This window comes from Pseudomonas sp. B21-031 (assembly GCF_024748985.1).
Taxonomy (GTDB): Bacteria; Pseudomonadota; Gammaproteobacteria; order Pseudomonadales; family Pseudomonadaceae; genus Aquipseudomonas; species Aquipseudomonas kermanshahensis.
Genome location: NZ_CP087181.1, coordinates 912,389 through 938,097 on the forward strand (window position 1 = coordinate 912,389; position 25,709 = coordinate 938,097).

The following is a 25,709-nucleotide window of genomic DNA, read 5'->3' on the forward strand; positions in this document are numbered from 1 at the left end:
TTACTGCTGTTCGTCCTTGCCGCCGGGCGATTGCCCGGCGGGATTGCAGCGGCCTCAGACGACATGGATACCGTTCTGCACCCACAGGTGATGGCTCGGATCCTCCTGGGCCGTGTATTGGTTATAGTCGATGCCGTCGGCAGTTTGGTTCCCGACCAGCGCCCAGTTGTCCGTCATGTGAACCGAGTCCTTTTCATCCCCCTTGATGACCAGTGTGTCGTTGCCGGTTTCGGTGATCGCGACCACGTCCGCCAGGTTCAGGGTCAACGCCACCGAGCTGGTGTCGTTGAGGTCGATCACTTCGATGTCGTGGACCCGCCCGACCAGGTTGCCCAGGTCGATGCTGGCATCGCCACCGCCCCACAGCAGGGTGTCGTTACCGCTGCCACCCTCGACGCTGGCGAAGTTCTGGTCGACCACCACCAGGGTGTCATCGCCCGCGCCACCCAGCAGGGTGATGTGGCCGCCCTGGCTGCCATTGAGGTGGTCATTGCCATCGGTGCCGGCAATCACTTCGCTGGAGGCCACGGCCGCGAGACTGGCCAGTGCCACGCCTTCGTCACCGCTGTCGGCCAGCAGCGAGCTGGTGGCCGTGAAGTTGGCAGCGTTATCCAGGCTGATGGTCAGGTTGGCGGTGTCGGTGGTGCCGTTGGGGTGGGTCAGCTCGTAGGTGAAGGTTTCATGCTGGCCAATCACCGCATTGGTCAGCCCGGCGTTGAGGGTGTAGGTGTAGCTGCCGTCTGCTTGCACCAGCAGGGTGCCGTAGCTGCCCGCCACACTGACCCCGTTGTAGCCCGGGATGGTGTAGGTGTTGGCCGCCGTCATCACACTCAGCACGGTCAATGGCGAGCCAAGGTTGTCATCGGCCAACAGATTGCCGGTGACTGCCGTGGCGCCGCTGACCACGAACTCGGTCAGGTGCGTGGTGGTGGCGTTGACGCTGGTGGTGATCGAACTGGCCAGGCCGATGCCGCCCGCGGTGACGCGCACGTGGTAGGTGCCTGCCCCCTGGTTCTGGAACGTGTAGCCCGCACCACCGCCGAGCAGGCTGATCAGCGAGCCACCACCGACCGTCTGCACCAGCACGTACTGGCCGGTTGCCGGGTTGAGTTTGAGCAGGTCGATGGTGGTGCCATTGAGCAGGCTCAGCAGGTTGGTCGAGTTGACCACCACTTGCAGGTTGGCCGTGGTGTCGGCGGCAACGCTGGTGGTGTAGGTGGCCTGGCGTGAGCCGATCAAAGGCAGGGTCAGTACGCCCAGCGAAGCGGTACTGGTGTCCACCCGGTTGGCCAGGGTGAGGTGGCTGGTGCCGGCGTCGTTGACCGCGTCGAGCACCGTGGCCGGTGCACTGTAGTTGGTGTCGCTCCAGATCTCCGTGGCTTGTGGGCTGTCGATGCGCACATACAGGTTGGCCGCATCAGATGCGCCGTTGGCATGCAGCAATTGGTAACTGAACACATCGACCTTGCCGACGCTCGATGGGCTGCCGTTAGGCGTGTAGGTGTAGCTGCCGTCACCGCGGATCACCAGGGTGCCGTACAGGCCCTGCACCGTGGTGGCGCTGCCCGCCGAGACATAGCTGCCGTTCTTCATCACCTGCAGCACGGCGGCGCTGTCCGGGCCAAGGGCGTCGACGCTGCCGTCGGTGCCGACGTCGGTAATGACGTTGCCGGTTTTTGCCGTGCCGGTACCGGTGAACTGCGTGAGGCTGGTGGTCTCGATGTCCAGCGTGGTGGTCACGTTGGTGACCAGGCCGATGCCGCCACTGCCGACCGTCAGGCGATAGTCACCGGCCTGCAGCTCGCCGATGTCGACACGAAGGCCCTGGCCCAGCGGCAGCAGGATGAGGTCGAGCAGGCCTTGGCTGGTGCCCGTGGCCAAGGTCACCCAGTTGCCGGCAGCGTTCTTCACTTGCAGGGTGAAGGTGGCGTTGTCGAGCAGCGACAGTGCGCTGCTGGTGTTCAGGGTTAGCGTTGGGTCCACGGTGGTGCCGGCACCGACCGTCCAGGTGTAGGTCTTGGTGAAGCCTGCCAGCAAGGTGGTGAAGCTGTCCTGATAGCTGCGCGAGCTGACCACCGGTGCCAGGTTGACCTCGGCGGTCACCAGGTTGTCGCTGGCGATTACCGGGGCGTTGGCATCGACGTCTGGTGCGGTGATGTTGACGTTACCGGACACGTTGCCGCGCCCGTCGCTGAGGGTCACCGACAGCAACTGGCCGTTGTCTTGAGGCGGGCTCAGGGTCACGGTGAAGTTGCCGTCCGGTTGCACCACCGCCGTTTGCAGCACGGTGCCGTTGGCACTGCGCACGGTGACGGTGGCGCCCACTTCGCCGCTACCGGTGAGGGTGCTGCCGTCGGCGCTGATCGCCAGGTTGCCGGCGACTGCAGGCGGGGTCAGGTCCGGTGCAGTGAGCGCAGTGCCGGTCGAGACATTGCCTGCACCGTCGGTGAGGGTGACGCTCAAGGCCTGGTTGTCGATCTGCGCCGCAGTCAGGCTGACCACGAACAGGCCGTTGCTGCCCACCGTGGCCGTGCCGATGACAGTGCCTGCGCCGTTGCGCACCGTCACGGTGCTGCCGACCTGGCCAGAGCCGCTGACGGCCGTACCGTTGGCGTTGATGGTGGCCAGCGGCGCGGCTGGCGGTGTGGTGTCCGGCGCCGTCACGTTGACGCTGCTGGACAGGTTGCCGGTAGGGTCGGACTGGCGCACCACCAGCAGTTGCCCATCGTTTTGCTGGGTGGTCAGGGTGATGGTGAACGTGCCGTCGGCTTGAACCACGGCCGAGCCCAGCGGACCGTTGGGGCCTTGCACGGTCACAGTTGCACCCGCCTCGCCACGGCCTGTGAGCTCGGTGCCAGCGCCATTGATGACCAGGTTGGTCGGCGCGGCCGGTGGCTGCACGTCGATGGCGGTGACGCTGGTGCTGCCAGACACGTTGCCTGCCGCGTCAGCCTGGCTCACGCCCAGTACCTGGCCGTTGAGCTGCGGGGTATTGAGGTTGATGCTGAACGCGCCACCGGCATTCACCTGCCCAGTGCCGAGCACGTTGTTGCTGGCGTCGCGCACGGTTACCGTGGCCCCGGCCTCACCGGTACCGCTCAGCACCAGGCCGTTGGCAGACAGGCCGGTCACCACCGGGTTGGCCGGTGGCGTGATGTCGGCGGCCTGCACGAAGGTCGGTTGCGATTCGCCGCCCACCAGTGCCACAGCCGTCACGGTCAGGTGCTGGCCGTTGAGCTGCGCCGCGTTCAGTTGCAGGGTGAAGGTGCCATTGAGGGTGGCCCCGCCGGTGCCGATCAGGTTGCCGGCGGCATCGTAGACGCGGATACCAACGCCACTCGGCGCATTGCCTTGCAAGGTCAGGCCATCGCTGCCCAGGGTCACGTTGGTTGGCGGCACGGGCGGTGCTACCAATGGCGTGACATAGGTCGCGACCGCCGAGGTGTTGAAGCCGTCAGATTGCGTCACCCCCAGCGTAGCCAGAATACCCGCAGGCGGTACCAGCGTGATCTGGAAGTTGCCGGCCGCATCCACTTGGCCGGTACCCAGCACAGTGCCGCCGCGGCTGACGGTAACGATCGCATTCGGCTCGCCTTTACCGGTCAGCACGTCGAAGGTGTTGTTGATGGCCATGTCCGTGACCACGGCAGGTGGCGAGGTGTCGTTGGTCTGGTAGCTGGCAGGCAACGAGCTGTTGCCGGCATCGTCAGTGGACACCACGGTCAGCAGTTGGCCGTTGTTTTGGGCTGGGTTGAGGGTGACGGTGAACTGGCCGTTTGCAGGGACTTCCACCTCGCCGACCACATTGTTGTTCGGCCCGCGAACGGTGACGGTGGTGCCTGCTTCGGCGGTACCTGTCATCGAGGTGCCGGCCGGGTTGAGCAACAGGTCGCTCGGCTGTACCGGTGGCGTCAGGTCTGGCGCGGTCACTTGCAGTGGCGCAGACGGGTTGCCGGTGGCGTCCTGGGCGATGAGGGTCAGCACTTCGCCATTGATTTGCGCCGCGTTCAGGTCGAGCACGAAGGTGCCGTCCGGGTCGACCGAGACCTGGCCAAGCAGGTCGCCCTGGTTGTTGACCACGGTGACCCGTGAACCGGGCTCGCCGGTGCCGATCAGCTGGGTGCCGCTGTCGTTGATCGTGGCGATCACCGAGGCGGGCGGTGTGATGTCTAATGCCGTGGTCGTACTGATCGGCGAGACGTTGCCCCGGCCATCGGTCAGGGTCACTTGCAGCACCTGCCCGTTGAGCTGCGCCGAGCCCAGGTTGACCTGGAACGTACCGTCCGCGTCTACCTGGACCGTGCCGATTTGCGTGATGCCGACATAGACCCTAACGGTCGCACCCGCTTCGCCAACACCGCTGAGCAGATCGCCCGCTGCGTTGAGCCGCAGTTCGGTCGCTGCCTCCGGTGGCGTGTGGTCCGGCGCCCGGACGTTGACCGGCGCACTGATGTTGCCGGGTGGGTCGGCCTGCTGTACCGACAGGATTTCGTAGTTGATCTGCGGCGGTGTCAGTTCGACACGGAAGCTGCCGTCGGCCAGTACGATGCCAGAGCCCAGCACCGCGCCTGCGGCGTTGCTGACGGTGACAGTTGCACCGGCTTCGCCCAGGCCGATGACGACGCTGCCGTCGAGCGAGATGTCGACATCGGTGAGCGCGGCGGGTGGGGTGAAGTCTGGCGTCAGCAGGGTAGCCGCTGGCGACACGTTGCCGGCAGTGTCGGTCTGGGTGAAGCTGAGCAGCTCGCTGTTACCTAGAGCCGGGCTGAGGGTCACGGTGAAATGGCCGCTGGCATCGACAGTGGCCCTGCCAACTTCGCTGCCATCTGGCCCGGTGACGATCAACAGCGCGCCGACCTCGCCGCGGCCGGTGAGGGTGATGCCATCGCTGGAAATGGCCAGCTCGGTTGGCGCGGTGGGTGGTGTGGTATCCGGCGCGGTGATTGGGCTGGCAGCCGACTGGTTGCCAGCGGCATCGGTCAGCACGACTTGCACTTGCTGGCCGTTGGCCTGAGGCGCGTTGAGGTCGACCTGGAAGCTGCCGTCGCCACGCACCACCGCAGTGCCCAGCACGCTGCCATCGGCGGCCAGCACGCGCACAGTGCTGCCCGCTTCGCCGGTACCGTTGAGCAGGCTGCCGCCACCGGCAAAGGCCAGGTTCTCGGCAGCATCGGGCGCCACGTGGTCCGGCGCGATAAGGCTGATACTGTTGGATTCGTTGCCGGCGGCATCGGACTGGCTGGCGCTGAGCTGTTCGCCATTGATCTGCGCGCTGCCCAGGTTGATGCTGAAGTTGCCATTGGCATCGACCACACCGGTGCCGAGATCGACGCCACCTTCACCGATCACGGTGACGGTGGCACCCGGCTCGCCGCGGCCACTGAGTACCAGCCCATCGCTGGACAGCACGACGTTGGCCAGTGGCAGCGGCGCCGTGGTGTCCGGTGCCTGCAGGGTGGCTGGCAGCGACGTGCTGCCATCGGTGCCTACCGCACTCACATGCAGCACTTCGCCGTTGGCCTGGACGCTGCCGAGGTTGACCGTGAAGGTGCCGTCGTTGGCGACCGGGGCTGTGCCCAGCAATACGCCGTTGGGGCCGTAGACAGTGACCGTGCTGCCTGGCGTTGCCGTGCCGGTTACTACCAGGCCATCAGCGGCCAGTACCAGGTTGTCGGGCGTCTCTGGCGCCAGGATGCCCGGTGCGGTGACGGTTTGTGCAGGTGAGACGTTCTGCGCGGCATCGGCCTGCACCACGCTGAGGCTTTCGCCGGTGATGGCGGCAGGTGACAGGTTGACCGTGAAGCTGCCATCGGCGCCCACCGTGGCCGTGCCCAGTGCGGTACCGTCCGGTGCGCGAACGGTGACCGTGGCGTTGGCTTCACCGGTACCGGTGAGGGTCGCGCCATTGGCGGAGACCGCCAGGTTGGCGACTGCGGCAGGTGGCGTGGTATCGGCTGCGGTATAAGGCGCGGCCGGCGACACGTTGCCTGCGGCATCGGTGGCGGTTACCTGCAAGGTCTGGCCATTGGTCTGGGCACTGCTCAGGGTGACCTGGAAGGTGCCGTTGCTGCCAGCCACCGCAGTGCCCAGCACGTTGCCAGAGGCATCGCGCACGGTCACGGTACTGCCGGCTTCCGCACTGCCGGTCAACTGCAGGCCAGTGGCGGCCAAGGCGAGCGCGGTTGGGGCAGGCGGTGGGGTGAAGTCCGGCGCGGTGACCGCCACGGCGGTGGAGGTGTTATTGCCTGCGTCGGTCTGGGTCACGCTCAAGTGCTGGGCGTTGAGCTGAGCGTTGTCCAGGGTCAGGGTGAAGCTGCCGTTGGCGCTTACCAGGCCGGTACCGATGATGGTGCCATCCGGGCCGCGCACGGTGACGGTGGCGCCGGCTTCGCCGAGGCCGGTCAGGGTCAGGCCGTTGTTGTTCAGCACCACATTGGTCAGCGGCGCTGGCGGGGTCAGGTCAGGGGTGGTGACATTGACCGCTGGCGAGGTATTGCCAGCCGCATCCACTTGCGTGACGCCGATCGCCTGGCCGGTGGCTTGCGGGGTGTCGAAGACCACCGTGAAGCGGCCATCGGCCCCGACCACGGCCGTGCCGAGCACGGTCCCGGCGGCATTGCGCACCTGCACGGTGGCGCCTGCCTCACCGCTGCCCGACAGCTGCTTGCCGTCCTGGCTCAGTACGGGGTTGCTGATGGCTGCAGGCGGTGTGCGGTCTGGTGTCGCCAGGCTGGCCGGGCCAGAAATGTTGCCGGCGGCGTCGCTGAGCGTGACCTGCAGCGGGCTGCCGCTGGTTTGCGCACTCGGCAGGGTGATCTGGAATTGGCCGAGTTGGTTGACGGTGCCGGTGGCCAGAATGGCGCCGCTGGCATCGCGCACGGTGACGGTGGCACCGGCCTCACCTTCGCCGCTGAGCACGGTGGCCGCGCTGTTGAGGCTGAGGTTGCTGGCCGCCAGCGGCGCCTGCAGGTCAGGGGCCTGCAAGGTGGCTGCGAGCGACACGTTACCGGCCGCATCGGCCTGGGTGACGATCAGGTTCTGGGCATTGGTCAGCGGTGGCGCGAAGCTGATGCTGAACAAGCCATTGCTGCCGACGGTGGCAGTGCCAAGCACGTCGCCTTGGGCATTGACCACCCGTACGGTCGCACCCACTTCGCCATGGCCGGTCAGCGTGCTGCCGGTGCGGTCGATGCCATCCACGATCGGGGCGGCTGGCGCGGTGGTGTCGTTGGCCACGAGGGTGGCGGGTACCGATGGGTCGCCATCGACCGTGGTGCGCGCGGTGACCACCAAGGTCTCGCCATTGAGCTGGGCATTCTGGAAGAACACCCGGAAGGTGCCATCGCTACCCACCGTTGCCGTGCCCAAGGTAATGCCGCCCGAGGTCACGGTGATCAGTGACCCGACGGTGCCTTGGCCGGTGAGCAGGAAGCCGTCGGCGCTGATGGCAAGGCCGCTTGGGGTAACGGCTTCGGTGCCATCCGGGCCGTCCAGCGAAATGGGGGTGGACTCGTTGCCGGCAGGGTCGATCACCACCACGTCGACGGTTTCGCCCTCCGCCAGTGGCGGCGTGACGGGTACCACGAAGGTGCCGTCCGGCCCGACGGTTTCGCTGCCGCGTTCACTGCCATCCGGGTTGCGGATGACGACTGTACTGCCAGGTTCGGCGCCGCCGCCGACCACGCTGCCATCCGGGCTGACGGTGACCCCCGTGGCCGGGAGCGGGTCGGTGGTATCGGGTGCCGTGACTGTGATGGGCGCAGCGCTGTTGGCCCCGTCGCTGACTACCACGGTCACAGGTTCACCGTTGGTCTGCGGAGTCGGCAGCGTGACGCTGAAGCTGCCGTCAGGGTTCACCGGCTCGGTGGTCTCGTTGCCGGCTGCATCCCGCACCGTCACCGTCGTTGCGCCCGGCGCGTTGCCGGTCACGGTGGTGCCATCCGGGCTGACCTCCACCTCGGTGGGCAGTGCCGGCGGGGTGATGTCCGGTGCAATGATCTGGGTAGGCAGGGACTCGTTGCCCGCGGCGTCGGTCAAGGTGACCTCCAGCGCCTGGCCATCGAGTTGCGCAGGGGACAACGGCACCGTGAAGTTACCGCCTGCTGGCACAACCACAGAGCCCAAGAGGCTGCCGTCAGGGGCACGTACTTCGACGGTCGAACCTGCCTCACCGGTACCCTGGATGGCGCTGCCGCCTGGGGTAATGGTAAGCCCGGCCGGCGCAGTGGGTGCGGTGCTGTCGTCGGCCGTGAAGGTGGCCGATGGCGAGGCATTGCCGTCGTTATCGATCAATACCACCGACAGCACTTCGCCGTTGGTCTGGGCGGGTGTGAGGGTGACGGTGAAGGTGCCGTCGCCATTCACCGGGATGGTGCCCAGCAAGTCCCCGGCAGCGTTGCGTACTTCCACGGTGCTGCCGGGTTCGCCCTGGCCGCTGAGCTCCGTGCCTGTCGGGTCCAGGCCCAGGCCTTGCGCTGCTTCCGGTGCCTCGAGGTCAGGTGCGGTCACGAGGGCGGCAGGGGAGTCATTGCCGGCGCTGTCGGCTTGGGTGACGGACAGGGTCTGGCCATTGAGCTGTGGCGGGTCGATGGTCACGCGGAAGCTGCCATCGGCCTCGACCACGGCGCTGCCCACGACTGCGCCAGCCGTGCCGGTCACGGTTACCGTCGCACCGGGTTCACCGGTGCCGGTGAGGGTTCGGCCATCAGCGGACAACGTGGTGCCTGTCGGGGTATCCGGTGCCTCGCTGTCGGGTGCCGGCAGGGTGACGGCGGTGGACAGGTTGCCGGTTGGGTCGCGTTGTTCCACGGTCAGTGCCTGGCCGTTGGTCTGCGGCGGGTCCAGGGTGATTTCGAACGCACCGTTCGCGCCGACCACGACCGTGCCCAGCACGCTGCCATCCGGCGCGCGTACGGTCACAGTTGCATCGGGTTCGCCGGTGCCGGTCACGGTCAGGCCCGCGCCATCGATGGCTACCTCGCCAACCGCTTGCGGTGGCGTGGTATCAGGCGCGGTGAAGTTGACCGGGCCTGCGCTGTTGCCGAGGCTGTCGGTGGCGTCAACGGTCAGGCTTTCGCCATTGCGCTGAGGCTGGTTGAGGGTGACGTCGAACCGGCCGTCGCCACCTACCGTGGTGGTGCCCAGAATGGTGCCATCTTCTGCACGCACGGTGATGGTCGAGCCGCTCTGGCCCTGCCCGGTGAGGTGGAGGCCGTTGGTGTCGATGGCCAGGCCCGAAGGCTGCAGCGGGCCATCCAGGTCGGGCGCGTTGACGGTTGCGGTAGAGGTGTTGCCTGCAGCGTCGCGCAGGGTCACGTCCAGTTCCTGGCCGTCGGTTTGCGGCGGTGTCAGGACCACGCTGATGACGCCATTGGCACCGACCTGGGCGTTGCCCAGCACATCGCCCTGGGCATTGGTGACCTGCACGGTGGTGCCAGGCTCACCGCGACCGGTGAGGGTGCTGCCATCGGCACTGAGTTGCAGGTCGCTGGCCTGGTTCGGCGGGGTGATATCAGGGGCAATGATCTGGGTCGGCAGCGAGTTGTTGCCATCGGCATCGATGGCGACTACATCCAGTGTTTCGCCGTTGGACTGCGCTGGAGTGAGGCTGATGGTGAAGGCGCCGCCAGGGCCGGCCTGGGCACTGCCCAGCACATTACCCTGTGCGTCGCGCACCTCGACCTGCGTGCCTGCAGGGGCACTGCCGCTGATGGACGAACCGTCGGCTGCCAGCACCAGCCCGCTCGGGCTTTCGGGCAGCGGTGCATCAGCAACGATGACGGCGATGCCCACCGACTCATTACCCGCAGCATCGGTTTGCACCAGGACGATGGCCTGGCCTGCCGCCAGCGGCGTTTCGAGGTCAACCACGAAGGTGCCGTTCGGGGCGACGGTGCCGGTGCCGATGACCGTGCCATCGGCATCTTTCACCTCCACTTTGGCGCCGGCTTCGCCGCGGCCGGAGACCGCCAGGCTGCCGGCACCCGCCACGACGTCAGTGATGATCGCCGGTGCGGTGATGTCCGCTGCCACGTAACTCAGTGGCACCGAGGTGTTACCCGCGGCATCGACCACGGTGATGGCCAAGGTTTCGCCATTGGCCTGGATCGGGTCCAGGGTGAGGGCGAAGGTGCCGTCGGGCTCGGCGATGGCGCTGCCGATCAAGTTGCCTGACGCGTCGTGGACGTTCACTCGGGCGCCAGGTTCGGCGCTACCGGTCAGGCTGATGCCCTCGCTGAGAACAAGGTCGGTAGGTTGCAGCGGCGCGGCGAGGTCTGGTGTGAGCACCGAGCTCGGTTGCGAGGTATTGCCAGCGGCATCGGTCAAGGTCACCTGCAGGGACGAGCCGTCTGCAACCGAGGAGGGCAGCTGCACGGTGAAGTCGCCACCGGGTTGTACCGTTCCCGTGACCACCACCTGGCCCTGATCGTTGCGAACCTCCACGGTCGCGCCAGGTTCGCCGCGGCCAGAGAGGGTCAGCCCATCATTGCTGACCACCAGGTTGGTGGCCGGCGCCGGTGGCGTGGTGTCGCCATTGTCGATATCCGGTGCGGTAACGCTGCCGGCTGTCGAGGTATTGCCTGCGGTATCGGTGGCCGTGACTTGCAGCTGTTCGCCATCGACCTGTGCCGGGGTAAGGGTGATGCTGAAGGCTCCGCTCGGGCCGACCAGAACGCTGCCCAGCTCGGTGCCATCGGCCGCCAGGACCCGCACCGTGCTGCCCACTTCGGCACGCCCGGTGACCACGCTGCCATCGGTGCTGACGGCCAGTTCGGTAGGTGTGATAGGCGCAGTGATGTCCGGTGCGTTGACTTGTACCGGCAGGGACGATGCGCCGGTGCTGTCGATTGCCACTACATCCAGCAGTTCGCCGTTGGCTTGTGCTGGTGTGAGCACGACGGTGAAGGTGCCTTCGGCGCCGACCACCACGCTGCCGACCACGTTGCCGTCAGCATCGTGGACTTCCACGCGGCTGCCGACCGGGGCGGAGCCGCTGATGCTGGTGCCGTCTTCGGCGACCACCAGCTCGCTCGGGCTGGCCGGCGCGGTGGTCACAGGGACATCGAATTGCAGGGCTTCGGAGGCGTTGCCGCTCGCGTCGGTCTGCACCAGGCTCAGGCGCTCGCCTGGCAGTGCCGCCGGGTCGAGGTCGATCAGGAAGGTGCCGTTGGCCAAGACAGTGCCGTTGCCAATGACCGTGCCGAGGGCGTCACGCACTTCGACGCTGGCCCCCGCTTCGCCACGGCCGCTCAGGGCCAGGCCACCCGTGCCGACCACGATGTCGCTGACGGCAGCCGGTGCGGTGATGTCCGGTGCATCGAATGGCAGCGGGGTCGAGGTGTTGCCGGCGGCATCTACCAGGCGGATATCCAGCACTTCGCCATTGGCCTGGGCAGGCGTAAGGGTGAGGCTGAAGCTGCCGTTCTCGTTGACCAGGCCGGTAGCGATGATGTCGCCCGCAGCGTCGCGCACCTGCACGCTGGCGCCCGGTTCGCCGCTACCCGTGAGGGTGACGCCGTCGACCAGTTCCAGGCCGGTAGGTTGCTCTGGCGCTTGCAGATCTGGCGAGGTCACCGAACCAGGTTCAGAGGCGTTGCCTGCCGCGTCGGTCAGCACCACCTGCAGGGTGCTGCCGTCTTTCACGGCCGGGTCCAATGTGATCTGGAAGGTACCCTCCGGGTTGACCAAGCCGCTGGCGACAAGGTTGCCCTCGGCATCACGGACTTGCACGGTTGCCCCGGCTTCGCCACGACCATTGAGCTGGCTGCCGGCGAGGGCGATGACCAGGTTAGTGGGTGCGTCTGGTGGCGTGGTGTCGCCGCCGTCGATGTCCGGCGCGGTAACCGTGCTGGCGGTTGAGGCGTTGCCTGCGGCATCGGTCGCAGTAACCTGCAGCACCTCGCCATCGACTTGAGGCGGATCGAGGGTAATGTTGAAGGTGCCGGTCGGGCCGACCAAGGCGCTGCCCAGTTCGGTGCCGTCAGCTGCCAGCACCCGCACGGTGCTGCCCGCTTCGGCACGGCCGGTGACGACGCTGCCGTCGGCGCTGACCGCCAGTTCACTCGGCGCAGTCGGCGCGGTGATGTCGGGGGCGTTGATTTGTACCGGCAGGGACGACGTGCCGGTGCCATCGATTGCCACCAGGTCGAGCAGTTCGCCGTTGGCTTGTGCCGGGTTGAGGATGACGGTGAAGGTACCTTCGGCACCCACCACCACGCTGCCGACCAGCGTGCCATCGGCATCGCGCACTTCCACACGGCTGCCGACCGGGGCGGACCCGCTGATGCTGGTGCCGTCTTCGGCGACCACCAGGTCGCTCGGGCTGGCCGGTGTGGTGGTCGAGGGTACGTCGTACTCGAAGGCAACGGACGCGTTGCCGCTCGGGTCGGTCTGCACCAGGCTCAGGTGCTCGCCTGGTTGTACGGCCGGGTCGAGGTCGATCAGGAAGGTGCCATTGGCCAAGACGGTGCCGGTGCCGATCACATTCCCCTCGGCGTCGCGCACCTCCACGCTGGCACCCGCTTCACCACGGCCGCTCAGGGCCAGGCCATCGCTGCCGACGACAATATTGCTCACCGCAGCAGGCGGCGTGATGTCCGGTGCATCGAATGGCAGCGGAGTCGAGGTGTTACCGGCGGCATCCACCAGGCGGATGTCCAGCACTTCACCATTGGCCTGAGCTGGGAACAAGGTGAGGCTGAAGCTGCCATTTTCGTTGACCAGGCCGGTACCGATGATGTCGCCCGCAGCGTCGCGCACCTGCACGGTGGCGCCCGGTTCGCCGCTACCCGTGAGGGTGACGCCGTCGACCAGTTCCAGGCCGGTAGGTTGCTCTGGCGCTTGCAGATCTGGCGAGGTCACCGAACCAGGTTCAGAGGCGTTGCCTGCCGCGTCGGTCAGCACCACCTGCAGGGTGCTGCCGTCTTTCACGGCCGGGTCCAATGTGATCTGGAAGGTACCCTCCGGGTTGACCAAGCCGCTGGCGACAAGGTTGCCCTCGGCATCACGGACTTGCACGGTTGCCCCGGCTTCGCCACGACCGTTGAGCTGGCTGCCGGCGAGGGCGATGACCAGGTTAGTGGGTGCGTCTGGTGGCGTGGTGTCGCCGCCGTCGATGTCCGGCGCGGTAACCGTGCTGGCGGTTGAGGCGTTGCCTGCGGCATCGGTCGCAGTAACCTGCAGCACCTCGCCATCGACTTGAGGCGGATCGAGGGTAATGTTGAAGGTGCCGGTCGGGCCGACCAAGGCGCTGCCCAGTTCGGTGCCGTCAGCTGCCAGCACCCGCACGGTGCTGCCCGCTTCGGCACGGCCGGTGACGACGCTGCCGTCGGCGCTGACCGCCAGTTCACTCGGCGCAGTCGGCGCGGTGATGTCGGGGGCGTTGATTTGTACCGGCAGGGACGACGTGCCGGTGCCATCGATTGCCACCAGGTCGAGCAGTTCGCCGTTGGCTTGTGCCGGGTTGAGGATGACGGTGAAGGTACCTTCGGCACCCACCACCACGCTGCCGACCAGCGTGCCATCGGCATCGCGCACTTCCACACGGCTGCCGACCGGGGCGGACCCGCTGATGCTGGTGCCGTCTTCGGCGACCACCAGGTCGCTCGGGCTGGCCGGTGTGGTGGTCGAGGGTACGTCGTACTCGAAGGCAACGGACGCGTTGCCGCTCGGGTCGGTCTGCACCAGGCTCAGGTGCTCGCCTGGTTGTACGGCCGGGTCGAGGTCGATCAGGAAGGTGCCATTGGCCAAGACGGTGCCGGTGCCGATCACCGTGCCCTCGGCGTCACGCACTTGCACAGTGGCGCCGGCTTCGCCGCGGCCGCTCAGGGCCAGGCCATCGCTGCCGACGACAATATTGCTCACCGCAGCAGGCGGCGTGATGTCCGGTGCATCGAATGGCAGCGGGGTCGAGGTGTTACCGGCGGCATCCACCAGGCGGATGTCCAGCACTTCACCATTGGCCTGAGCTGGGAGCAAGGTGAGGCTGAAGCTGCCATTTTCGTTGACCAGGCCGGTACCGATGATGTCGCCCGCAGCGTCGCGCACCTGCACGGTGGCGCCCGGTTCGCCGCTACCCGTGAGGGTGACGCCGTCGACCAGTTCCAGGCCGGTAGGTTGCTCTGGCGCTTGCAGATCTGGCGAGGTCACCGAACCAGGTTCAGAGGCGTTGCCTGCCGCGTCGGTCAGCACCACCTGCAGGGTGCTGCCGTCTTTCACGGCCGGGTCCAATGTGATCTGGAAGGTACCCTCCGGGTTGACCAAGCCGCTGGCGACAAGGTTGCCCTCGGCATCACGGACTTGCACGGTTGCCCCGGCTTCGCCACGACCGTTCAGCTGGCTGCCGGCGAGGGCGATGACAAGGTTGGTGGGTGCATCCGGTGGTGTGGTGTCGCCGCCGTCGATATCCGGCGCGGTGACCGTGCCGGCGGTTGAAGCGTTGCCTGCGGCATCTGTGGCGGTGACCTGCAGCACCTCGCCATCGACTTGAGGCGGATCGAGGGTGATGTTGAAGGTGCCGGTCGGGCCGACCAGGGCGCTGCCCAGTTCGGTGCCATCAGCTGCCAGCACCCGCACAGTGCTGCCCGGTTCGGCCCGGCCAGTCACGACGCTGCCGTCGGCGTTTATCGCCAGTTCACTCGGCGCAGTCGGCGCCGTAATGTCCGGCGCAAAGATTTGCGTAGGCACGGACGACAGACCGTTGTCATCGATGGCGACGACATCAAGCAGTTCGCCGTTGGCTTGGGCCGGGTCGAGCACGATAGTGAAGGTGCCATCGGCACCTGCCACGACACTGCCGATCAGCGTGCCATTGGCATCGTGCACTTCGACACGGGTTCCCGCTGGCGCGTTACCGGTCAGGCTGGTGCCATCGGCATTGATCGCCAGCTCGCTTGGGCTGGCCGGGGCGGTGGTCAGGGGTACGTCGTATTCAAAGGCGACGGAGGTGTTGCCGCTCGGGTCGGTCTGCACCAGGCTCAGGCGCTCGCCGGGTTGCGCTGCCGGGTCGAGGTCGATCAGGAAGGTGCCGTTGGCCAAGACAGTACCGGTGCCGATCACCGTGCCCTCGGCGTCACGCACTTGCACAGTGGCGCCGGCTTCGCCGCGGCCGCTGAGGACCAGGCCGTCGGAGCCGACGGCAATATTGCTCACGGCAGCAGGCGGCGTGATGTCCGGTGCATCGAATTGCAGTGGGTCAGAGCTGTTGCCGGCGGCATCCACCAGGCGGATATCCAGCACTTCGCCATTGGCCTGGGCAGGCGTAAGGGTGAGGCTGAAGCTGCCGTTCTCGTTGATCAGGCCTGTACCGATGATGTCGCCCGCAGCATTGCGCACCTGCACGGTGGCGCCAGGTTCGCCGCTACCCGTGAGGGTGACGCCATTGGCCAGTTCCAGGCCTGTAGGTTGCTCTGGCGCTTGCAGGTCTGGCGAGGTGACTGAGCCAGGTTCAGAGGCGTTGCCTGCCGCGTCGGTCAGCACCACTTGCAGGGTGCTGCCGTCTTTCACGGCCGGGTCCAGGGTGATCTGGAAGGTGCCATCTGGGTTGACCGAGCCGCTTGCCACGAGGTTGCCCTCGGCATCACGGACCTGCACGGTGGCCCCTGCTTCGCCACGACCGTTGAGTTGGCTGCCGGCGAGGGCGATGACCAGATTGGTGGGTGCGTCTGGTGGCGTGGTGTCGCCGCCGTCGATGTCCGGCGCGGTGACCGTGCCGGCGGTTGAGGCGTTACCTGCAGCATCGGTCGCAGTAACTTGCAGCACCTCGCCATCGACTTGAGGCGGATCGAGGGTGATGTTGAAGGTGCCGGTCGGGCCGACCAAGGCGCTGCCCAGTTCGGTGCCGTCAGCTGCCAGCACCCGCACGGTGCTGCCCGCTTCGGCACGGCCGGTGACGACGCTGCCGTCGGCGCTGACTGCCAGTTCACTCGGCGCAGTCGGCGCGGTGATGTCTGGCGCAAAGATTTGCGTAGGCACGGACGACAGACCGTTGTCATCAATGGCCACAACATCGAGCAGTTCGCCGTTGGCTTGGGCCGGGTCGAGCACGATAGTAAAGGTGCCATCGGCACCTGCCACGACACTGCCGATCAGCGTGCCATTAGCATCGTGCACTTCGACACGGGTTCCCGCTGGCGCGTTACCGGTCAGGCTGGTGCCATCGGCATTGATCGCCAGCTCGCTTGGGCTGGCTGGGGCGGTGGTCAGGGGTACGTCGTATTCAAAGGCGACGGACGTGTTGCCGCTCGGGTCGGTCTGCACCAGGCTCAGGCGCTCGCCGGGTTGCGCTGCCGGGTCGAGGTCGATCAGGAAGGTGCCGTTGGCCAAGACAGTACCGGTGCCGATCACCGTGCCCTCGGCGTCACGCACTTGCACAGTGGCGCCGGCTTCGCCGCGGCCGCTGAGGACCAGGCCGTCGGAGCCGACGGCAATATTGCTCACGGCAGCAGGCGGCGTGATGTCCGGTGCATCGAATTGCAGTGGGGGCGAGCTGTTGCCAGCGCCGTCCACCAGGCGAACATCCAGCGCTTCGCCATTCGCTTGAGCAGGGCTCAGCGTCAGGCTGAAGCTGCCATCTGCGCCTACGAGTCCGGTACCAATCACAGTGCCCGCAGCGTCGCGGACTTGAACAGTGGCACCCGGTTCACCGCGACCGGTAAGGGTGACGCCTTCGGCCAAGGCCAGGCCTGTGGGTTGTTCTGGGGCTTGCAGGTCTGGCGAGGTGACCGAGCCTGGTTCAGACGCGTTGCCTGCCGCGTCGGTCAGCACCACTTGCAGCGTGCTGCCATCGCTAACGGCTGGATCAAGGGCGATTACAAAATTGCCGTCCGCGCCTACGGTGCCAGTCGCCAGCACATTGCCAGCGGCGTCACGTACCTGCACGGTGGCTCCGGCTTCGCCGCGGCCGCTGAGCTGGCTGCCGGCGAGGCCGATCACCAAGTTGGTGGGTGCGTTGGGTGGGGTGGTGTCCACGCCGTCGATATCCGGCGCGGTGACGGAGCTGGTAAGCGACGTGTTACCAGCGTCATCGGTCGCGGTGGCCTGCAACACTTCGCCATCGACCTGAGGCGGGTCGAGGGTGATGTTGAACACGCCGGTTGGGCCGACCAGGGCGCTGCCCAGTTCAGTGCCATCGGCGGCGAGAATACGCACGGTGCTACCCGGTTCGGCACGGCCGGTGACGACAGTGCCGTTGGCGCTGACGGCCAGTTCACTGGGTGCGGCTGGCGCGGTGATGTCCGGCGCGGTGATCTGCGCAGGCACGGACGACAAGCCGGTGTCATCAATGGCCACTACATCGAGCAGTTCGCCGTTGGCTTGGGCCGGGTCGAGCACGATAGTAAAGGTGCCATCGGCACCTGCCACGACATTGCCGATCAACGTGCCATTGGCATCGTGCACCTCCACACGGGTTCCCGCTGGCGCGTTACCGGTCAGGCTGGTGCCATCGGCATTGATCGCCAGGTCGCTCGGGCTGGCCGGGGCGGTGGTCAGGGGTACGTCGTATTCAAAGGCGACGGACGCGTTGCCGCTTGGGTCGACCTGCACCAGGCTCAGGTGTTCGCCAGGTTGCGCAGCCGGGTCGAGGTTGATCAGGAAGGTACCATTGGCAGTGACGACGCCGCGGCCAAGCAGGTTGCCATCCGCGTCGCGCACCTCAACGGTGGCACCCGCTTCCCCGCGACCGCCCAAGACCAAGCCGCCAGGGGCGACCTGGATGTTACTGACCGCATCCGGTGGGGTGATGTCCGGGGCATTGAATTGCAGGGCAGCGGAGCTATTACCAGCGGCATCTACCAGGCGAACGTCCAATGCTTCGCCATTGGCCTGAGCAGGGCTCAGCGTCAGGCTGAACGTGCCCTCTGCATTGACCAGCCCAGTACCGATCACAGTGCCGGCAGCGTCGCGTACTTGTACGGTGGCGCCAGGTTCGCCTCGGCCGGTGAAGGTGATGCCATTGGCCAGGGCAAGGTCGGTGGGTTGCGCAGGTGGCAGTAGGTCTTGCGAGGTGACCGAGCCCGGTTGCGAAGTATTGCCCGCCGCATCTGTCAGGGTCACTTGCAGGGTGCTGCCGTCGATGACGGCAGGGTCCAGCGTCAGCAGGAAGGTGCCATCTGCACCCACGGTGCCAGTGGCCAGGACATTGCCGGCGGCGTCGCGCACCTGCACGGAGGTGCCTGCTTCGCCACGGCCAGTCAGTTGGTGGCCAGCGAGGCCGATTACCAAATCAACAGGCGCGTCAGGCGGTGTGGTATCGCCGCCGTCGATATCCGGTGCGGTGACGGAGCTGGCGGTGGAGATATTGCCAGCGGCATCGGTAGCCGTGGCTTGTAGAACCTCCCCATCAACTTGAGGCGGGTCGAGGTTGATGCTGAACACGCCAGTCGGGCCGACCAGAGCGCTGCCCAGTTCAGTGCCATCGGCGGCGAGAATACGAACAGTGCTACCCGGTTCGGCACGGCCGGTGACGACGGTGCCGTTGGCGCTGACGGCCAGCTCACTCGGCGCGGCTGGCGCGGTGATGTCCGGCGCGGTGATCTGTGCGGGCAGAGAAGACAGGCCGGTGTCATCGATGGCGACGACATCGAGCAGCTCGCCGTTGGCTTGTGGTGGCGTGAGTTCAAGGGTGAATGTGCCATCGGCACCGGCAATGGCGCTGCCGATCAGGGTGCCATTGGCATCGTGCACTTCTATGCGGCTACCGGCCGGCGCGGAACCGGTCAGAGTGGTGCCATCGGCATCGATCGCCAGGTCGCTTGGGCTGGCCGGGGCGGTGGTTTGAGGTACGTCGTATTCAAGGGCAACGGAAGTGTTGCCGCTTGGGTCGGTCTGCACCAGGCTCAGGTGTTCGCCTGGTTGGGCAGCTGGGTCAAGGTCGATGAGGAACGTGCCGTTGGCCAAGACGGTGCCGGTACCAATGATATTGCCGTTGGCATCGCGCACTTCCACAGTGGCACCGGCTTCGCCGCGACCGCTTAGGACCAGGCCACCAGCGTCGACCACGATGTTGCTGACGGCATCAGGCGGAGTGATGTCCGGTGCATCGAATTGCAGTGGGGTCGAGCTGTTGCCAGCGGCGTCCACCAGTCGAATGTCCAGTGCTTCGCCATTGGCCTGAGCGGGTGAAAGGGTCAGGCTGAAGTTGCCATCTGCACCTACTAGCCCGGTACCAATCACATTGCCCGCAGCGTCCCGCACTTGAACGGTGGCGCCAGGCTCACCGCGACCGGTGAGGGTCAAGCCTTCAGCCAAGGCCAGGTCAGTCGGCTGCGCAGGTGGCAGCAGGTCTTGCGAAGTCACCGAGCCTGGCTGCGAAACGTTGCCCGCGGCATCGGTCAGGGTCACCTGCAGGGTGCTGCCGTCGATTACGGCAGGATCAAGGGCGATTACAAAAGTACCATCCGCGCCTACAGTGCCAGTCGCCAACACATTGCCGGCGGCATCACGCACCTGAACCGTAGTGCCCGCTTCGCCGCGGCCAGTCAGTTGGTGGCCAGCAAGGCCGATCACCAGGTTGGTCGGTGCGTTGGGGGGCGTGGTGTCCACGCCGTCGATATCCGGCGCGGTGACGGAGCTGGCAAGCGACGTGTTACCAGCAACATCGGTCGCGGTGGCCTGCAGCACTTCGCCATCGACCTGAGGCGGGTCGAGGGTGATGCTAAACACGCCAGTGGGTCCGACCAGTGCGCTGCCCAGTTCAGTGCCATCGGCGGCGAGAATACGAACGGTGCTTCCCGGTTCGGCACGGCCAGTTACTACAGTGCCGTTGGCGCTGACGGCCAACTCACTCGGCGCGGCTGGTGCAGTGATGTCCGGCGCGGTGATCTGCGCAGGCAGGGACGACAGGCCCGTGTCATCGATGGCGACGACATCGAGCAATTCACCGTTGGCTTGTGGTGGCGTGAGTTCAAGGGTGAATGTGCCATCGGCACCGGCAATGGCGCTGCCGATCAGGGTGCCATTGGCATCGTGCACTTCCACGCGGCTGCCCGCTGGTGCGGTACCGGTGAGGGTGGTGCCATCGGCATCGATGGCCAAGTCGCTCGGACTTGCAGGGGCGGTGGTCTGAGGTACGTCGTATTCGAGGGCAACGGAAGCGTTGCCGCTTGCGTCGGTCTGCACCAGGCTCAGTTGCTCGCCTGGTTGGGCAGCCGGGTCAAGGTCAATCAGGAAGGTGCCGTTGGCCAAGACAGTGCCGGTACCAATCACATTGCCGTTGGCATCGCGGACTTCCACGGTGGCCCCGGCTTCGCCGCGCCCGCTGAGGGCCAGGCCACCAGCGCCGACTACGATGTTGCTGACGGCATCAGGCGGAGTGATATCCGGCGCATTGAATTGCAGTGGAGTCGAGCTGTTACCAGCGGCGTCCACCAGACGAATGTCCAGCGCTTCGCCGTTCGCTTGAGCGGGTGAAAGGGTCAGGCTGAAGCTGCCATCTGCACCTACTAGCCCGGTACCAATCACATTGCCCGCAGCGTCCCGCACTTGAACGGTGGCGCCAGGCTCACCGCGACCGGTGAGGGTCAAGCCTTCAGCCAAGGCCAGGTCAGTCGGCTGCGCAGGTGGCAGCAGGTCTTGCGAAGTCACCGAGCCTGGCTGCGAAACGTTGCCCGCGGCATCGGTCAGGGTCACCTGCAGGGTGCTGCCATCGATCACGGCAGGGTCCAGGGCAATTACAAAACTACCGTCCGCGCCTACGGTGCCAGTGGCTAGGACATTGCCGGCGGCATCACGCACCTGCACGGTGGTACCCGCTTCGCCACGGCCAGTCAGCTGGTGGCCAGCGAGGCCGATTACCAAGTCAACAGGTGCGTCTGGCGGTGTGGTATCGCCGCCGTCGATATCCGGTGCGGTAACGGAGCTGGCAACCGAAGTATTGCCGGCGGCGTCAGTTGCGGTGGCTTGCAGTACTTCGCCATCGATCTGAGGCGGGTCGAGGTTGATGCTAAACACGCCGGTCGGGCCGACCAGTGCGCTGCCCAGTTCGGTGCCATCGGCGGCGAGGATACGAACGGTGCTACCCGGTTCGGCACGGCCGGTGACAACGGTGCCGTTTGCGCTGACGGCCAGTTCACTCGGTGCGGCTGGTGCAGTGATGTCCGGTGCGGTGATCTGTGCGGGCAGGGACGACAGGCCGGTGTCATCGATGGCGACGACATCGAGCAACTCGCCGTTGGCTTGTGGTGGATTGAGTTCAATGGTGAAGGTGCCGTCGGCACCGGCAATGGCGCTGCCGATCAGGGTGCCATTGGCATCGTGCACTTCCACGCGGCTGCCCGCTGGTGCGGTACCGGTCAGGGTGGTGCCATCGGCATCGATGGCCAAGTCGCTCGGACTTGCAGGGGCGGTGGTCTGAGGTACGTCGTATTCGAGGGCAACGGAAGCGTTGCCGCTTGCGTCGGTCTGCACCAGGCTCAGTTGCTCGCCTGGTTGGGCAGCCGGGTCAAGGTCAATCAGGAAGGTGCCGTTGGCCAAGACAGTGCCGGTACCAATCACATTGCCGTTGGCATCGCGGACTTCCACGGTGGCCCCGGCTTCGCCGCGACCGCTTAGGACCAGGCCACCAGCGCCGACCACGATGTTGCTGACGGCATCAGGCGGAGTGATATCCGGCGCATCGAATTGCAGTGGGGTCGAGCTGTTGCCAGCGGCATCCACCAGACGGATGTCCAGCGCTTCGCCATTTGCTTGAGCCGGGCTGAGCGTCAGGCTGAAAGTGCCATCCGCGTTGACCAGCCCGGTACCAATCACATTGCCCGCAGCATCGCGGACTTGCACAGTGGCGCCTGCCTCACCGCGGCCGGTAAGGGTCACGCCTTCAGCCAAGGCCAAATCAGTCGGTTGCGCAGGCGGCAGCAAGTCTTGCGAGGTGACCGAGCCTGGCTGCGAAACGTTGCCCGCGGCATCGGTCAAGGTCACCTGCAGGGTGCTGCCATCGATCACGGCAGGATCAAGGGCGATTACAAAACTACCGTCCGCGCCTACGGTGCCAGTGGCTAGGACATTGCCGGCGGCATCACGCACCTGAATCGTAGTACCCGCTTCGCCACGGCCAGTCAGCTGGTGGCCAGCGAGACCGATCACCAAATCAACAGGCGCGTCAGGCGGTGTGGTGTCGCCGCCGTCGATATCCGGTGCGGTAACGGAGCTGGCGGTGGAGGTATTGCCAGCGCTATCGGTAGCCGTGGCTTGTAGAACCTCTCCATCAACCTGAGGCGGATCGAGATTAATGCTGAACACGCCAGTCGGGCCGACCAGTGCGCTGCCCAGTTCGGTGCCATCGGCGGCGAGGATACGAACGGTGCTACCCGGTTCGGCACGGCCGGTGACAACGGTGCCGTTTGCGCTGACGGCCAGTTCACTCGGTGCGGCTGGTGCAGTGATGTCCGGTGCGGTGATTTGTGCGGGCAGGGACGACAGGCCCGTGTCATCGATGGCGACGACATCGAGCAATTCACCGTTGGCTTGTGCTGGATTGAGCTCAATGGTGAAGGTGCCGTCGGCACCGGCAATGGCGCTGCCGACCAGCGTGCCGTTGGCATCGTGCACTTCCACGCGGCTGCCTGCTGGCGCGGTACCGGTCAGGGTGGTGCCATCGGCATCGATGGCCAAGTCGCTCGGACTTGCAGGGGCGGTGGTCTGAGGTACGTCGTATTCGAGGGCAACGGAAGCGTTGCCGCTTGCGTCGGTCTGCACCAAGCTCAGGTGTTCGCCTGGTTGGGCAGCTGGGTCAAGGTCGATCAGGAAGGTGCCGTTGGCCAAGACGGTGCCGGTACCAATGACATTGCCGTTGGCATCGCGCACTTCCACTGTGGCACCGGCTTCGCCGCGACCGCTTAGGACCAGGCCACCAGCGCCGACCACGATGTTGCTGACAGCATCAGGCGGAGTGATGTCCGGTGCATCGAATTGCAGTGGTGCAGAGCTGTTGCCAGCGGCGTCCACCAGTCGAATATCCAGTGCTTCGCCATTGGCCTGAGCGGGTGAAAGGGTCAGGCTGAAGCTGCCATCTGCGCCCACAAGCCCGGTGCCAATCACGTTGCCCGCAGCATCGCGAACTTGCACAGTGGCACCTGGCTCACCGCGACCGGTAAGGGTCACGCCTTCAGCCAAGGCGAGGTCAGTCGGTTGCGCAGGCGGTAGCAGGTCTTGCGAAGTCACCGAGCCCGGCTGCGAAACATTGCCCGCCGCATCGGTCAGTGTCACCTGCAGGGTACTGCCATCGATCACGGCAGGGTCGAGGGTCAGCAGGAAGGTGCCATCTGCACCCACGGTGCCAGTGGCCAGGACATTGCCGTCGGCATCCCGCACCTGAACCGTAGTGCCCGCCTCGCCACGGCCAGTCAGTTGGTGGCCAGCGAGACCGATCGCCAAATCAACAGGGGCGTCCGGTGGCGTGGTATCGCCGCCGTCGATATCCGGTGCGGTAACGGAGCTGGCAACCGAAGTATTGCCGGCAGCGTCAGTTGCGGTGGCTTGCAGTACTTCGCCATCAATCTGGGGCGGATCTAGGTTGATACTGAATACGCCGGTCGGGCCGACCAAAGCACTGCCCAGTTCGGTGCCATCGGCGGCGAGAATACGAACAGTGCTACCCGGTTCGGCGCGGCCGGTGACAACGGTGCCGTTTGCGCTGACGGCCAACTCGGTAGGCGCGGCTGGCGCGGTGATGTCCGGCGCGGTGATTTGTGCCGGCAGGGACGACAGGCCGGTGTCATCGATGGCGACGACATCGAGCAGCTCGCCGTTGGCTTGTGGTGGATTGAGTTCAATGGTGAAGGTGCCATCGGCACCGGCAATGGCGCTGCCGATCAGGGTGCCATTGGCATCGTGCACTTCCACACGGCTGCCCGCTGGTGCGGTACCGGTCAGGGTGGTGCCATCGGCATCGATGGCCAAGTCGCTCGGACTTGCAGGGGCGGTGGTCTGAGGTACGTCGTATTCGAGGGCAACGGAAGCGTTGCCGCTTGCGTCGGTCTGCACCAGGCTCAGGTGCTCGCCGGGTTGCGCTGCCGGGTCGAGGTCGATCAAGAACGTGCCATTGGCCAATACAGTGCCTGTGCCAATCACATTGCCGTTGGCATCGCGCACTTCAACGGTGGCCCCGGCTTCGCCGCGACCGCTCAATACCAGACCTCCAGCGCCGACCACGATATTGCTGACAGCATCAGGCGGAGTGATATCCGGCGCATCGAATTGCAGTGGGGTCGAGCTGTTACCAGCGGCGTCCACCAGACGAATATCCAGTGCTTCGCCATTCGCTTGAGCCGGGGAGAGCGTCAGGCTGAAGCTGCCATCTGCGCCCACAAGCCCGGTGCCAATCACGTTGCCCGCAGCATCGCGAACTTGCACAGTGGCACCTGGCTCACCGCGGCCGGTGAGGTTCACGCCTTCAGCCAGCGCAAGATCAGTTGGCTGTTCAGGTGGCAGCAAATCTTGCGAGGTGACCGAGCCTGGCTGCGAAACGTTGCCCGCGGCATCGGTCAAGGTCACCTGCAGGGTGCTGCCATCGATCACGGCAGGGTCGAGGGTCAGCAGGAAGGTACCATCTGCACCCACGGTGCCAGTCGCCAGCACATTGCCGGCGGCATCCCGCACCTGCACGGTGGTGCCCGCTTCGCCACGACCCGTCAGTTGATGGCCAGCAAGGCCGACTACCAGATCCACGGGTGCATCCGGCGCCGTGGTATCCGGAGGCGTTTCAACATCCGGGGCCGTAATGCCAGCAGCCGGCGATGTATTGCCGGCTGCGTCCTGTGCGGTCACTTCCAATGCCTGGCCATCGGTCTGCGGTGGCTGCAAATTGATGCTGAACTGCCCGTCAGCCCCCGCCACCGCGCTGCCCAACAACACGCCACCCGCACCTCGCACCGCCACCGTCGAGCCGGGTTCGGCGCGGCCGGTGAGGGTGGTGCCCTGTTCGTTGATGGTAAGATCGGTCGGTGGCAGCGGTGCCGTTGCATCCGGGGCGGTGACGCTGCCGGGGGCCGAGACATTGCCCGCACCATCGGTCAGGGTGACTTCAAGGTTTTCGCTGTTGATCTGCGGGGGATTCAACGCAACGTTGAAGCTGCCATCGGCACCGACCGTGCCACTGCCGATCAGGTTGCCCGCGCCGTCGCGAATATTCACCGTGCTGCCGGCTTCGCCGCGACCCGTCAGGCGCAGGCCATCAGGGGACACCAGCAGGTCGATCGGCGTGGCCGGCGCCGTGGTGTCGCCTGGGTCCGAGCCACCACTGCTGCCACCGCTGCTGTTGTCCGCTGCCGCCGCCGCGCCGCCAATACCCAGCAGGCTGAGCCCGGCAATGGCCCAGGTTGGCATCGCGCTGCCCGCTACACCGATACCCGCGACCAGTTCATCCAGCGAGGCCACTTCGTCGAAAGTAAAGCCCGTGAAAGCCACCGCATCGTAGTTCGCATGCCACAGGGTGCCGTCCTCACCGACGAAGACGATGTCGCTGCCGACGCCGGCCTGATCCACGGCGAAGAAGTTGCCGATAGTGACCTTCTCGCCCGACTTCAGGGTGACGATCAGGTCTTGTCCGCGCTGGGTGACGGTTGCCACTTTATCGGGGGAAACCGGCATCTGCACGACGCCTGGCCCGTTGAGACTGATATTGCCCCAGGCACTCTGGGTGGCGACTGCGGATTGCTTATCGGCGACGACGATGTTGTCCATGGATGCTCCCTGCTGGTGTGCGGCTACACTGG

General features: G+C 66.0%; 1 protein-coding gene. It reads right to left on the reverse strand.

Going from position 1 to position 25,709, the window contains the following annotated elements; translation table 11 throughout:
- Positions 1–54: 54 nt before the first annotated feature.
- Complete coding sequence (locus LOY53_RS04190) at positions 55–25,677, reverse strand: BapA/Bap/LapF family large adhesin (RefSeq protein ID WP_258703633.1); 25,623 nt, start codon at positions 25,675–25,677, stop codon at positions 55–57.
- Positions 25,678–25,709: the final 32 nt, after the last annotated feature.